Source organism: Streptomyces sp. NBC_01235, assembly GCF_035989285.1.
Classification (GTDB): domain Bacteria; phylum Actinomycetota; class Actinomycetes; order Streptomycetales; family Streptomycetaceae; genus Streptomyces.
Genome location: NZ_CP108513.1, coordinates 5,507,279 through 5,519,704 on the forward strand (window position 1 = coordinate 5,507,279; position 12,426 = coordinate 5,519,704).

A 12,426-nucleotide genomic window follows, 5' to 3' on the forward strand; every position below is an offset into this window, starting at 1 on the left:
GCCGCGCATCAACTGACCGCATATCCCTGGACATACACCGAGGGCCGGAACCCTTTCGGATTCCGGCCCTCGGCCTTCAGTAGCGGGGACAGGATTTGAACCTGCGACCTCTGGGTTATGAGCCCAGCGAGCTACCGAGCTGCTCCACCCCGCGTCGTTGTGACTCCAGTCTACGCTACTTCCGGGACGTCAAACACCACGGTCCCCCGCCCCCTCCGTCACCTCACTCCAGATGCCGGTTCGGAGCCTTCGCCCGCCGCTCGTACTCCGGGAGTACGAGGACGTCCACGCCCTCGGCCGTCAGGAGCCCGGTTCCGTCCGCCTCCGTCACGAAGGTGTCCGGCTCACGCCAGGCGGTGACCACCCGCCGCACGCCCGCGTCGAGGATGAGACGGGCGCAGGGGGAGGGGCGGGAGGAGCGGCGGGCGCAGGGTTCGAGGCTGCTGTAGACGGTGGCCGTGGGCAGGCGGGGGTCGGCGGGGTCGAGCTTGGCGAGGGCCGCCTCCTCGGCGTGCACGACCGGGTCGCCGGCCTCGCGGGAGTGGCCGCGCGCCAGTTCCGTACCGTCGGCGGCCACGATCACCGCGCCGACGCTGAAGGCGGTCTGTGACGGGGGGCACTGGGCGGCGAGCTCGCAGGCGAGGGCCAGCCAGTGACGGTCGGCCGCGGCGGGGAGCGGTCCGGTGCCGGGGGCGGTGGGCTCGTAGCGGTTCAGGACGACGTCCTCGATGCGCCGCGTCTCCACCAGGCGCAGGCGTCCGCCCTGGTAGCCGCCGGGTCCGAAGAGGCGGGGCGCGTCCGGGTCGCCCACGAAGAGCGGGGCGAGGACGAGCTGGAGTTCGTCGGCGAGGCCCTGCTGGAGCAGCTGGGTGTGGAGGGTGCCGCCACCCTCGACCATCAGACGCCGTACGCCGCACACATCGTGCAGGTGTTCGAGGAGGCGACGCCAGTCCAGTTCGGGGCCGAGCGGGACGACGTCCGCGGCGATCCCGAGCGCGCGGGCCCGCTCGGCGCCCTTCGCCGTCGTGAAGACGACCTTCTCGCCACCCGTGTGCCAGAAGTTCGCCGCGGGATCGAGGTCGCCGGAGCCGCTGACCGTGACCTTGAGGGGGTACGGCGGCCGCCCCGCGGCGATGCGGGCGGCGCGGCGCTCCGGGGAGTTCACGAGGAGCCGGGGGTTGTCGGCGCGGATGGTCCCGGCGCCGATGAGAATGGCGTCGACGGAGGCCCGTACCTCGTCGACGCGGTCGAAGTCGGCGGGGCTGGAGAGGAGCAGACGCTCGGGGGTGGTGTCGTCCAGGTAGCCGTCGAGGGAGACGGCGGCGGACAGCAGGACGTACGGGTACGGCATCGGCGCGCTCCCCGGTGCAGTGGGTTGACGTGGCCCTCTTGGTTCAAGTTTGAAACAAACCTACACTGGTCGCATGACGACTCGCTGGCTCACCCCCGAGGAGCAGCGCGCCTGGCGCGCGTACGTCGCCGGGTACCTCCTCGTCGAGGACGCGATCGACCGGCAGCTCCAGCAGGAGGCCGGCATGCCTCATCTGTACTACTCCATCCTCGCCAACCTCTCCGAGGCACCGGAGCGGCGCCTGCGGATGACCGACCTCGCGGAGCAGTTGAAGATCACCCGCAGCAGGCTGACGTACGCGGTGACCCGCCTGGAGAAGGACGGGCTGCTGCGGCGCGAGGACTGCCACTGGGACAAGCGCGGGAGTGTCGCGGTCCTGACGGACGAGGGCATGACGGTCCTGGAGAACACGGCACCCGGGCATGTCGACACCGTCCGCGCCTCCCTCTTCGCCCGGCTCACCCCCGAACAGGTGGGACAGCTGGAGGAGATCTTCACGCAGGTCGTGCGGGGGTTCCAGGGAGACGACAGCGGCGAGATCACGCCCGAGGATCTTCCCTGGCGCCGGCGGTCGTCGCCCTGCTCCGGGACCTCCGAGACCTCATGAGCCACATCACAATTCGGTTGCTTCAAATTTAAAGCATGGGGTAGGGTCTCGGTTCGTCGGGATCTGCTTCAAATCTGAAGCAGAAGCCGACCGTGTGCCACCGTTCACCACGGACCCGGGAGACCCGCATGCCCGACACCCCCGCCGCCACCCAGCGCGCCCGCGTCCGGGTACCGCTTCGCTTCCACGACGGCTACTCCGTCGACGCCGAACTGGTCACCTTCCACGGCCTCGCCGATGGCCAGGAGCACGTCGCCGTCGTCCTCGGCGAGCCGGCGCCCGGCGCCACCCCGCTGGTCCGGCTGCACTCCGAGTGCCTGACCGGTGACGTCTTCGGCTCCGCGCGGTGCGACTGCGGGCCGCAGCTGCGCGAGGCGGTCGAGCGCATAGCCGCGACGGGCGGTGTCCTGCTCTACCTCCGCCAGGAGGGCCGCGGCATCGGCCTCTACAACAAGCTCGACGCGTACGCCCTCCAGGACCAGGGCCTGGACACCTACGAGGCGAACGCCGCGCTCGGCCTGCCCGAGGACGGCCGCGACTACACGGCCGCCGCCCAGATGCTGCGCGCGCTGGGCATCACGAGCCTGGACCTCCTGTCCAACAACCCCGACAAGGCCGGCCAGTTGCGGGACCTGGGCATCGACGTCCAGGACCGGGTCCCCACGGGCGTCTTCACGACCCCGCACAACGTCCGCTACCTGCGCGCGAAGGTCCTCCAGACCCAGCACACGCTGCCGCTGGGCGACCTCACGGGTCTGAACGTCGGCTGAAACGTGGGCTGAAACGTGGGCCGAGCATGGGCCGAGCGTCGACTGAGTCCGGGACCAGGTGTCTCCGCTCCAGAAACCGCGGTGGCCGGCGCGCCGCGCGTCGAGGCCGGGGCCCTCCCCTTCGGCAGTTCAGCCCGACCCGTAGTTCGTCCGGGGTGCCGAGCTCCGTCCTCCGCATGCCGTCGACCCGCGGCCGTATGGCCGCCTCAACGCCTCTCTTCGGGCCCGAACGGGCCGTCCAGTGCCGCCCATTGGAGCAGCATGATGGTCTTCGCGTCCGCGATCGCGCCCGTGCGGACGAGGCCGAGGGCCTCGGTGAAGGGGAGTTCGACGACGGTGATGTCCTCGCCCTCGGCCGCCACGCCCGCCGTGTCGACACCGGGGGCGGAGGCGTCGTAGGGGGCGGCGAAGAAGCTGAGCCGTTCCGTGACCGAGCCGGGGCTCATGAACGCGTCAAACACGTGCTCGACGTCGTGGACCGCACGTCCGGTCTCCTCCGCGGCCTCACGGCGGATCGCCTCCTGCGGGTCGTCACCGTCCAGGAGTCCGGCGGCGGTCTCCAGCAGCATGCCGTCGGGGTGCCCGTTGACGTACGCGGGCAGTCGGAACTGACGGGTCAGCAGGACCGTACGCCGGTCCGGGTCGTAGAGCAGGATCGTCGCGCCGTCGCCCCGGTCGTACGTCTCGCGCCGCTCGCGGCTCCAGTGGCCGTCGCTGTGCCGGTAGTCGAAGGTGGTGCGGCGCAGGACGGACCAGTCGCAGGCGAGGACCTCGACGTCGAGGATGCGCACGCGGTCGTTGCCGGTGAGGTCGCGTCCCTGGCGGTCGAGTCCCGTACGGCCGCGGGGGTCGGGGGTGTCGATGCCGACGGTCATGCGGGGCTCCCTGCGGGGGTCGGGACATCGGCGAGGTCGGCGTAGATCCGCTTGCCCAGAGCGCGGGCCCGGTCGACCATGCGGTCAGCTCCCGGCGACGGCCCGCCGACGCGGAGCACCGCGTCGCAGCGGTCCAGCAGACGTTCGGCTACGGGGTGGAACAGCTCCTCGAAGAGCGGGTCGCCGGGGGCGGCGCCGCCCGCCGCCTCCAGCAGAGGCAGCGCGAGCGCCTCGCCCGTGACGGGCAGATGCCCGGCGCGGAACAGCACGAGGACGACCTCGTTCATGGCCCTTACGTTGGCCGCGAGCTTCGCGGGGTCGTCGCCGGTACCGGAACGGTACGGGCCGGCGACCAGGATCATCAGCGGTGTCACGGGTCTCCCAGGGCGTGTCTAAGGGGTGTCTAGGGGGCTTGGGGCTTGGGGCTTGGGGCTCGGGGCTCGGGGCTCGGGGCTCGGGGGCCATGGAAGGACTCGGCGGCGTCCAGGGGTATCCGAGGGTCTAGGAGGCCCGGGGGTCTAGGAGGCCCAGGGGTCTAGGAGGCCCAGGGTCTAGGCCAGACGGGTCTCGACGCCGGACTCGCGCAGGGCGTCCAGGGTCTCGGGGCCGCCGGGATGGGTGGCGGGGTCGGCCGCGGCGGCGTCGGTGACGAAGGTGTGCACGGCGTCGAGCGGAGCGACCTGACGGAACGCGCGCACGCCCAGCTTGGTCGCGTCGGCGACGGCGAGCGTACGGGCGGCCTGGCCGAGTCCCGCCTGCTTGACGGCCGCGTCCTCCAGGGAGAACTCCGACCAGCCGTGCACGGCGTGCACCCCGCCGATCGACATCACGAACACGTCGAAGGCCAGGGACTCCAGGGTGCGCAGGGCCAGCGGCCCGACGAGGGACCGCTCACCGGGGCGTGAGCGGCCACCCACGACCAGCAGCTCGATGCCGGGCCGGTCGGCCAGTCGTAGCGCCGCCTGGAGACTGAGCACCGCGACGGTCAACGGGCCCCGCGCGGCAAGGTGTTCGGCCACGTGCACGGTCGTGGTACCGGCGTCCAGCAACACCCGCGACCCCGGCTCGACCAGCCCGGCGACGGCCGCGCCGAGCCGGTCCTTCGTCGCCGCCTGCCACGCCTGCCGCGCCTCGAAGCCGCCGCCCTCGGCACGCGGCCGCCCGGCGACGGCCCCACCGTGCACCCGCCGCACCAGCCCCTGCCGCTCCAGCGCGTCCAGATCCCTGCGCACAGTCATCTCCGAGACCCCGAGCCGTTGAGCGAGCTCGGCGACGGAGATCCGCTGCCCGGGGTCCTGCCCCTGGACGAGGCGCAGGGTCAGGTCGAGACGGTCGGCGACATCCATGACGGCATTTCTACCATGCCGATGAGCGAACGAACATCGAACTGTTCGTACGACCGAGGTCAGCGGTCGCCGCCTGGAGGTGATGCCTCAGTTCATCGGCGATGCGCGCCGTGTCTCTGCCATGCTGTGGCCGCTTCTGGAGGGGGAGGATGCGATGACCGACAGGCCGTTGACGCACAAGCAAGCACTGGCCGCCGTGATTCAGGCCCTGGGCGGCACTTGGGACACGCGGCGTGCCGTGCTCGCGTTGCGCGTGGCCGGGTACGAGCCGACGAACGACGAGGCCGCCGGCAAGGAAGCCCGCAGCAAGCTGCGCGAACTCGCCGACGAGGGCCTGATCGTGAGACCGGACCCGGACCATGCCGTCTACCGGCTGGCTTGAGTGCGGCAGGCCGACCCGACGGGCCGGCACAGACCAGGGCGGGGTCCGACACGGGCGAGCCCCCAGCTCGACGTACCTCTGAGCTGGGGGCGTTTCCGCAGGCGTGTGGGACTCGAACCCACAACAATGGATTAAGAAGTCCAGGTCAGAACAGACGCCACGCGTCCGCACGCGCCGTCACCACAGAGGGCTCCCGCGTCGCGTGCCGGGCGTGCGCGTGTGCGAGGTCCCGCCGATGCCGGCGAGCACGCCCGCCTCAAGCCTCGGCTGATGGAGTGGACGATCCGCCGGCGCGGCGGTACTCGGCGTTGATGCGCTGAGCTTCTTCGAGTTGGTCTTCGAGGACGATGATCCGGCATGCGGCCTCGATCGGGGTTCCCTGGTCGACGAGTTCACGCGCGCGGGCCGCGATGCGCAGTTGGTAACGCGAGTAGCGACGGTGTCCGCCCTCGGAGCGCAGTGGTGTGATCAGTCGCGCTTCGCCGATGGCGCGGAGGAAACCGGGAGTGGTACCGAGTAGTTCGGCTGCCCTGCCCATCGTGTACGCAGGGTAGTCGTCATCGTCGAGACGGCCTAGCGAGTCGTCTACTGTCATCTCACCTCTCTGTGGAATGCACGCGTCGAGGGGCCCTGGTGCCGTACGGCACCAGGGCCCCGAAGGAATTGCAAACACCATCTGCCGGCCCTAGTACTGCACCGGCCTCATGTTTCCGCACAGCCGTCCGATACGCCGACGGGTGTGCGGGGATCGTGGATACGCGACCGGAGACCACCTCACTATCGATGTCCTGCGGTGCCTGGGCGCAGCCTTCCGCCCGGGCGATCCTGATGGCGCTCGACCCCTCCGTTCTTCCCTCTGAACCAATCACTTGCCAAACGGGCACTGCGTACTGCTGGTACCGCTGATACCGCGAACTGCTGGTACTCCACCGCGTCAACCGCGGTCCTGCTCACGGTGGCCCCTGATCACTGCGGGCCACCCGGTCCGGCCGTCAGTCCCGTCGCCGTCCTGCAAACAACCTGGCTTCGACACTCCACCGCCGCACCGTCATGCGGGTACTGCTGCCTGGCAGTTCGTGTCTGCCGGGCCTTGCTCGATCTCTCGGCTACGAGAGAAACCATAATCACGCGAGCAGCCAATGTCTACTCCGGCGAGCACAGATTTTGATGCGCTCGGCGATGAGGTATCTCCCGCTCGGCCCGCCCGGACGGGCTGGTGCATAGAATCCGATCTCATGCCGAAGCCTGACGAGCTGATCGTTGACATCGCCGCCCTTGTGGAGTCCGGGCAGAGCAATCAGATGCCCCTGACCGTGGTCACCGGTGGTGCGGTCATCACCGGCCGACTGGCCCCCGAAGCCATGTGGCGGCAGAGGGTGTCGGAGGTGCTGACGACTTCCGCCCGCCTGGGCGAGTTCTCCGCCGTCTTCGACACCCCCACGAAGAAGGACGGGCCGCCCACGCATCTGCACTTCCATGTCGCCCGGATTCTGCAGGGCACGGTGGGGATCCCGGAGACGGGCGGGATGTACCGCGTTGCGATCGAGGACGTCAGCGCCTGGACCATCGGCGACTTCAGCTACTCCGACCACTGACCTACCGACCCGCCGTCGTGCCGAGAACGGCACGGCACGCGGTGAGTGCTCTACCGGCGCGCGCCGGTAGAGCACTCACCGCGTGTTCGGCTCAAGGGACCGGCTGGAGCGAGACGGCTGGTGTGCGCAGCGACCCAACCCGAACGACCGGCGTTCTTCCGTCGTTGAGCTGACGCCTGCGGGGCAGCGCCCGACCGGTGTGACGGACTGCTGGACATCAACCTCAAGCGGTACATCCGCGAGCACATGGACCAGATGCTCGCCGGTGAACCCGCCGAGGTTCGCGCGCATACGTCCAGGCACGCAGCAAGGAACACCGCGAGCAACTCGACGCCATCGACGTCGACAAGTTGCAGCGGACAGCGACGCGACCGGGGGGCATCGCTCACGCAGCGGCCTGGGTACGAAGCAGCGCCCGACCCGACCGAAGTCGGTTCAGGCGCTGCGCAGCAGGTCAGAGGGGGTCCGGTGTTTCGGTGTCCGGAACCGGCTGGTCAGACCACGGGCGCCGTGATGCGCCGTGCGGCCCGTGACGGCTCGTGCCGCACCATCCGCTCACGCATCGCTCACGCATGACAGGCAGCTGACCTGCAGCATCAGAGCATTGGCGTCTCGACGGGAAAACAAAGGCCGCTACCAGGCACCGACCGTCTCCAGCAGGAGGTGGAGGTCGTGGGTGGCTTCGGCGGTGGCGAGCACCGCGGCCACGAGGACGGTTGCGGTCGCGGCCATGAGAGCGGGGTGGCGTCCCGGAGGAGGGGCGAGGAGCGCGGCGACACGGCGGGGTACCGGGCCCGCACCGGCGAGGGGACCGCGGTGGCCACGGATGCCGAGGGTGGCGTCCGCGGCGCGGGCGAGGGCCGGGGCGCGGTGGGTGGCGAGGGCGGCCTTGCCGACGGTGCGGGCAACACGACGGCGGTCGCCGGTGGTGGTGGCGGCGTTCTCGTCGGCCCAGCGCTCGATGGTGTAGGTGACGGCGGTGGCGAACGGGCGCAGGAGCGGGTTGGCGGAGGCGCCGAGCTGGGCGAGGGCTACGAACGCGTAGTGGTGGGCGGCGAGGTGGGCGCGTTCGTGGGCGAGGAGTATGCCGTGCTCGGTCTCGTCCAGGGTGTGCAGCATGCCGGTGGAGACGATGACGCGGCCGGGCAGTCCGGGCAGCGCGTAGGCGTCGGGCGCCTCGTCGTCGACGATGACCGTGCCGTCGCGGGTGGGCATGCAGGCGGCGTCCAGCGCGGCGGCGGCCAACGTGCGGACCCGGCGCCAGAGCATGCGCACGGCGGTGAGCAAAGTGCCGCCCAGGAGCAGACCGGCGATCAGGGCGACGGAGAGCTGGGCGGGGGCGTCGTGCTGCGCGGTGTGCGCCGACCAGTGGCCGAGGCCGGCCAGTTGCGGGATGCGGATCAGGCCGGTGACGGCCAGCAGGCCCAGGGAGATCATGCTCGCCGCGCCCAGGACGAGCGCCGTGGCGGTGAGCAGCCAGGTCGCGAGGCGGGGTTCGCACCGCTCGGACAGCGGCCGGGCCCCGAGCGGGGCGATGAGCGAGAGCAGCAGCGGCAGATAGACGGCGATCCGCATTCGTGTGTCGCCTCTTACCGGTTGGATTCCTGCTCGGGGTCGAGCAGTTGGCGCAGCAGGTCGGCGTCCGTGTCGGACAGGCCGTCGGCGAAGCGGGCGAGCACGGCCTCTCGGTCGGGCCGCTCCTCCAGAACGGTGCGCATGCGGCGGGCGGCGAAGCCGGCGTCGTCGGTGACGGGGGCGTAGGCGTAGGCCCGTCCGCGCTGGGTGCGGGTGAGCAGGCCCTTGGTGTGCATGCGGGTGAGGATCGTCACCACGCTGCTGTACGTCAGCTCGTCGCCGAGGCGTTCGGTCACCTCGCCCGGGGTCAGGGCTGTGCCGGCCCGCTGGAGGAGGTCGAGGAGCTCGGTCTCCCGGGCGCCGTTCGCCCGTTTCGGACCCCGCCCCTGTGTATCGGCTGCCATGGGTTTGTCGTTCTCCTGCATCGCCCTCTATCTTCTACACCCGTGTAGGAGTTTTACTCCCGTGTAAAAGTATCCGCGCCCCGAGTGTGTCACACAGATCGGTCCCATATGAGCGCCATCAGCATCGGTCAGGCCGCCGTCCTCGGAGTCGTCGAGGGGGTGACCGAGTTCCTGCCCGTCTCCTCCACCGGCCACCTGAAGATCACGGAGGGGCTGATGCACATACCGGTCGACGACACCTCGGTGGTCGGCTTCACCGCCGTCATCCAGGTCGGCGCGATCGCCGCCGTACTCCTGTACTTCTTCAAGGACATCACGCGCATCGTCTCCGCCTGGGGCCGCGGCCTCAGAAACCGTGAGGAACGCCAGAACCACGACTACAAGTTCGCCTGGTGGGTCATCTACGCCACGATCCCGATCGTGGTCGTCGGCCTGGCCGCCAAGAAGCTCGTCGAGGGGCCGCTCGGCTCGCTGTGGGTGGTCGCGGGTTCGCTGATCGTCGGATCCGGCGTGATGTGGGCGGCGGACCAGATGGGCCGGCACAAGCGCGGCGAGGACGACGTCACGTTCAAGGACGCGATGCTGGTCGGCAGTGCGCAGATCCTCGCCCTGCTCTTCCCCGGCTTCTCCCGCTCCGGCGCCACCATGTCCACCGCGCTCATCCTCGACCTGGACCGCGTCGCCGCCACCCGGCTCTCCTTCTTCCTCGGCATCCCCGCCCTGACCGGCGCCGGCCTGTACGAGCTGAAGGACGCCGCGGGCGCCGGGGTCGGCGCGGTGCCGCTGGCCGTCGGCACCGCCGTCTCCTTCGTGGTCGCGTACGCCTCCATCGCCTGGCTGCTCAAGTACGTGGCCAAGCACTCCTTCAACGCCTTCGTGATCTACCGGATCGTCATCGGGGTGGGGCTGCTGGGCCTCCTGGCGACCGGGGCGCTCAACGCCTGACCCGCTTTCGTACGGCACTGGATGTAACGCCTGCTACATTCCACGGCGTGACGAAAGCCAACAGGGAACCACCCGGAAGCCGCTGGCTCGTCCTCGTGATCAAGCTCCCGGCAGAGCCCTCACGGCACCGGGTCGCGGTCTGGCGGGAGCTGCGCAAGATCGGCGCGCTCTCGCTCGGCCAGGGCATCTGGGCCGTACCCGACGTGCCCGTCTTCACGGCCGGCACCGCCCGTGCGATCGAACTCACCGAGCAGTCCGGCGGCCACGCGGTGACCCTGAACGCGTCCGGGCGCGGTCCCGAGGATGCCGCCCGTTTGCAGGCCATGTTCACCGCCGCGCGCTCGGAGGACTGGGCGGAGTTCCTGGCGGACTGCGGCAAGTTCGAGGCGGAGGTCGCCAAGGAGATCCGCATCGCCAAGTTCACGCTGGCCGAGCTGGAGGAAGAGGAACAGTCCCTGGAGCGGCTGCGCCGCTGGCACCGCGACCTCACCGCGCGGGATGTGTTCGGCGCCCCCGAGGCGACCCAGGCCGCTGAGCGCCTCAAGCAGTGCACGGCCGCCTGCGAGGACTACGCCGAGCGGGTCTTCCGTGCCCTGCACCAGACCCCGGAGCAGGATCGATGACCGCGACGGCGGCTTCCCAGGCAGCGCCCGCCCGGCAGATGTGGCCCCTGTACGCAGCCGGGTTCACCACCGCCTTCGGCGCGCACGGCATCGCCGCCAACCTCGGCGGCTTCTCCGGTGATGCGGTCACCTCCCTCATGGTGCTCGGCGGCCTGCTTGCGCTGTACGACGGGGCCGAGGTCCTGCTCAAGCCGGTCTTCGGCACGCTGGCCGACCGCATCGGCGCCCGCCCGGTGCTACTCGGCGGGCTGGTCGCCTTCGCCGCCGCGTCCGCGGTGTACGCCATCGCGGACAGCCCCGGCTGGCTGTGGGCGGCCCGCCTGGGCCAGGGCGCCGCAGCCTCGGCCTTCTCCCCGTCGGCCTCCGCCCTGGTCGCCCGCCTCAACCCGGCCGCCAAGCACGGCCGGGCGTTCGGCAGTTACGGCTTCTACAAGTCGATCGGCTACACCCTGGGCCCGCTGTTGGGCGGCGTCCTGGTGTGGGCCGGCGGTCTGCGGCTGCTGTTCGTCGTCCTGGCCGTGCTGGGCGCGGCGGTCGCCGCCTGGGCCGCACTCGCCGTCCCCGCCCTGCCCCCGCTGCCTAAAACCCGGCAGACCGTGCTCGACCTGGCCCGGCGCCTCGCCGACCCGGCCTTCCTCGGCCCCACCGGTGCACTGGCCGCCGCCACCGCCGCGCTGTCCGTCGGCGTGGACTTCCTGCCCGTCTCCGGCAGGGCGGCCGGGCTGGGCACGGTGGCCACCGGCGCGGCGGTGTCGGTGCTTGCCGCGTGCGCCGCGCTCGTGCAGCCGCGTGCGGGCCGGGCATTGGACGACGGACGCCTCACCACCCGCACGGGCATCACCGCCGGGCTGCTGACCGCCGCCGTCGGATTTGCCTGTGCCATGTTCCCGGGACCGGTCGGCGTCCTGACCAGCGCGGCCCTGATCGGCATCGGCACCGGCCTGATCACCCCGCTCGGCTTCGCGGCTCTCGCCGCCTCCACTCCCACCGAGCGTCTCGGCCAGACCATGGGTGCCGCCGAACTGGGCCGCGAACTCGGCGACGCGGGCGGCCCGCTCCTGGTCGCCGCCGTGGCCACGCTCACCACCCTCACCCACGGCTACGCGACACTCGCCGTCCTGCTCGCCGCCGGAGCGACGCTCGGCCTCGTCCACCGCCGCTCCGGAACGGCATGACACCGACCGGTCGTACGAGGCAGGCCCTCTCAGCAGGCGATGTCGAGCGCGACGACGGCGCCTGACGTGCTGCTCTCGGCGTAGGCGAAGCCGTCGTGCGAGGCGGCGACCGCGGCGACGAGTGCGAGGCCGAGACCCGATCCGGGGGTGGTACGGCTGGTCTCGGCGCGGGTGAAACGGTCGAAGGCGTGCGGCAGGAACTCGGGCGGGAATCCAGGGCCCTGGTCCTCTACGAGTCGGAGCCGAAGACGGACGACAGCGCGAACACGATCGCGCTCGACAGCACGACCATCTCCGAATTGCGCGACCACAAAGCCCGCCAAGAGAAGGAGCGCGCGCAGTGGGGCGGCGCCTGGCAGGACACAGGCAAGGTCTTCACGAAGGAAGACGGCTCCTGGCTCCACCCCGAGACGGTCTCCGAGACGTTCCGCCGCATCCTCGCCACGACGGACCTGCCAGCCATAACCCTGCGGGACCTACGCCACGTCACCGCGACGCTCACGCACGGAGGTGGCGGCGACATCCACACGGTGAAGGAGAGGCTGCGGCACTCCACCATCACGCTGACCTCGGACACGTACACGAGCCTGCTCCCTGAGCTGGACCGTGAGATCGCCGAGAAGGCCGCCAAGCTCGTTCCCCGGTCTCGCCCGGCAGCCAACGGATCAACCGCCGATCCGCAGGCCACGAGCGCATCCGCTCACGCATCGCTCACGCAATGGCTCGAAAACGAGGAAGCGCCCGAGTCGACCGAAGCCGACCCGGACGCTGCGTAGCA

15 protein-coding genes, 1 tRNA gene and 1 pseudogene are annotated in these 12,426 nt (G+C 70.7%); 8 read left to right on the forward strand and 9 right to left on the reverse strand.

The window, feature by feature from the left end:
• Window positions 1-80: 80 nt before the first annotated feature.
• Together OG289_RS24415 and OG289_RS24420 are read right to left on the reverse strand one after the other, a co-directional pair.
• A tRNA-Met gene (locus OG289_RS24415) sits at window positions 81-154 on the reverse strand.
• A 69-nt stretch (window positions 155-223) separates the two neighbouring features.
• Window positions 224-1,351, reverse strand: a complete 1,128-nt coding sequence (locus OG289_RS24420; RefSeq protein WP_327316173.1) for a dihydrofolate reductase family protein — start codon at window positions 1,349-1,351, stop codon at window positions 224-226.
• A gap of 73 nt (window positions 1,352-1,424) precedes the next feature.
• Between OG289_RS24420 and OG289_RS24425 the strand changes: the two genes are divergently transcribed.
• Together OG289_RS24425 and OG289_RS24430 are read left to right on the forward strand one after the other, a co-directional pair.
• Window positions 1,425-1,958, forward strand: a complete 534-nt coding sequence (locus OG289_RS24425) for a MarR family winged helix-turn-helix transcriptional regulator (protein WP_327316174.1) — start codon at window positions 1,425-1,427, stop codon at window positions 1,956-1,958.
• Between the two features lie 128 nt (window positions 1,959-2,086).
• Entirely contained in the window at window positions 2,087-2,728 is a 642-nt protein-coding gene (locus OG289_RS24430; protein WP_327316175.1) for a GTP cyclohydrolase II, read from the forward strand.
• Window positions 2,729-2,934: 206 nt separating this feature from the next.
• Here OG289_RS24430 and OG289_RS24435 read toward each other — a convergent pair whose 3' ends face one another.
• The 3 genes from OG289_RS24435 to OG289_RS24445 form a co-directional block, all read right to left on the reverse strand.
• On the reverse strand, window positions 2,935-3,603 hold the full coding sequence (locus OG289_RS24435) for an NUDIX domain-containing protein (protein WP_327316176.1): 669 nt from the start codon (window positions 3,601-3,603) through the stop codon (window positions 2,935-2,937).
• A complete protein-coding gene (locus OG289_RS24440) occupies window positions 3,600-3,965 on the reverse strand; it encodes a DUF4406 domain-containing protein (RefSeq protein WP_327320789.1) in 366 nt (121 codons plus the stop codon). The genes OG289_RS24435 and OG289_RS24440 overlap by 4 nt, the downstream gene beginning before the upstream one ends.
• Before the next feature lie 189 nt (window positions 3,966-4,154).
• Window positions 4,155-4,949: a DeoR/GlpR family DNA-binding transcription regulator gene (locus OG289_RS24445; protein ID WP_327316177.1), complete on the reverse strand. Its 795-nt coding sequence runs from the start codon at window positions 4,947-4,949 to the stop codon at window positions 4,155-4,157.
• Between the two features lie 82 nt (window positions 4,950-5,031).
• On the opposite strand from OG289_RS24445, the gene OG289_RS24450 reads away from it, so the two are divergent.
• Window positions 5,032-5,331: a hypothetical protein gene (locus OG289_RS24450; RefSeq protein ID WP_327316178.1), complete on the forward strand. Its 300-nt coding sequence runs from the start codon at window positions 5,032-5,034 to the stop codon at window positions 5,329-5,331.
• Between the two features lie 256 nt (window positions 5,332-5,587).
• Here the strand turns inward: OG289_RS24450 and OG289_RS24455 are convergent, their stop codons facing one another.
• Window positions 5,588-5,926, reverse strand: coding sequence for a MerR family transcriptional regulator (locus tag OG289_RS24455; RefSeq protein ID WP_327316179.1), 339 nt, complete (start codon window positions 5,924-5,926; stop codon window positions 5,588-5,590).
• Between the two features lie 640 nt (window positions 5,927-6,566).
• Between OG289_RS24455 and OG289_RS24460 the strand changes: the two genes are divergently transcribed.
• A complete protein-coding gene (locus OG289_RS24460; RefSeq protein WP_327316180.1) occupies window positions 6,567-6,926 on the forward strand; it encodes a hypothetical protein in 360 nt (119 codons plus the stop codon).
• A 633-nt stretch (window positions 6,927-7,559) separates the two neighbouring features.
• Here the strand turns inward: OG289_RS24460 and OG289_RS24465 are convergent.
• Both OG289_RS24465 and OG289_RS24470 read right to left on the reverse strand, forming a co-directional pair.
• Window positions 7,560-8,501 carry a M56 family metallopeptidase gene (locus OG289_RS24465; protein ID WP_327316181.1) on the reverse strand — a complete coding sequence of 314 codons (942 nt, stop codon included), beginning with the start codon at window positions 8,499-8,501 and terminating at the stop codon, window positions 7,560-7,562.
• A 14-nt stretch (window positions 8,502-8,515) separates the two neighbouring features.
• Window positions 8,516-8,905, reverse strand: coding sequence for a BlaI/MecI/CopY family transcriptional regulator (locus tag OG289_RS24470; protein ID WP_327316182.1), 390 nt, complete (start codon window positions 8,903-8,905; stop codon window positions 8,516-8,518).
• 108 nt (window positions 8,906-9,013) lie between these two features.
• Here OG289_RS24470 and OG289_RS24475 point away from each other — a divergent pair, with 108 nt between their 5' ends.
• Genes OG289_RS24475 through OG289_RS24485 form a run of 3 tightly spaced genes read left to right on the forward strand, consistent with a single transcriptional unit; the run spans window position 9,014 to window position 11,648 of the window.
• Entirely contained in the window at window positions 9,014-9,850 is an 837-nt protein-coding gene (locus OG289_RS24475; protein WP_327316183.1) for an undecaprenyl-diphosphate phosphatase, read from the forward strand.
• 47 nt (window positions 9,851-9,897) lie between these two features.
• Window positions 9,898-10,473, forward strand: coding sequence for a Chromate resistance protein ChrB (locus OG289_RS24480; RefSeq protein WP_327316184.1), 576 nt, complete (start codon window positions 9,898-9,900; stop codon window positions 10,471-10,473).
• Window positions 10,470-11,648, forward strand: a complete 1,179-nt coding sequence (locus tag OG289_RS24485) for an MFS transporter (protein ID WP_327316185.1) — start codon at window positions 10,470-10,472, stop codon at window positions 11,646-11,648. Before OG289_RS24480 ends, OG289_RS24485 begins: the two co-directional genes overlap by 4 nt.
• A 29-nt stretch (window positions 11,649-11,677) precedes the next feature.
• On the opposite strand, the gene OG289_RS24490 is transcribed toward OG289_RS24485, so the two are convergent.
• Window positions 11,678-11,959 carry a sensor histidine kinase gene (locus OG289_RS24490; RefSeq protein WP_327316186.1) on the reverse strand — a complete coding sequence of 94 codons (282 nt, stop codon included), beginning with the start codon at window positions 11,957-11,959 and terminating at the stop codon, window positions 11,678-11,680.
• On the opposite strand from OG289_RS24490, the pseudogene OG289_RS24495 reads away from it, so the two are divergent.
• Window positions 11,879-12,424: pseudogene (locus tag OG289_RS24495) on the forward strand (site-specific integrase); the annotation flags it as partial. The gene OG289_RS24490 and the pseudogene OG289_RS24495 sit on opposite strands and share 81 nt — an antisense overlap.
• Between the last annotated feature and the right edge of the window lie 2 nt (window positions 12,425-12,426).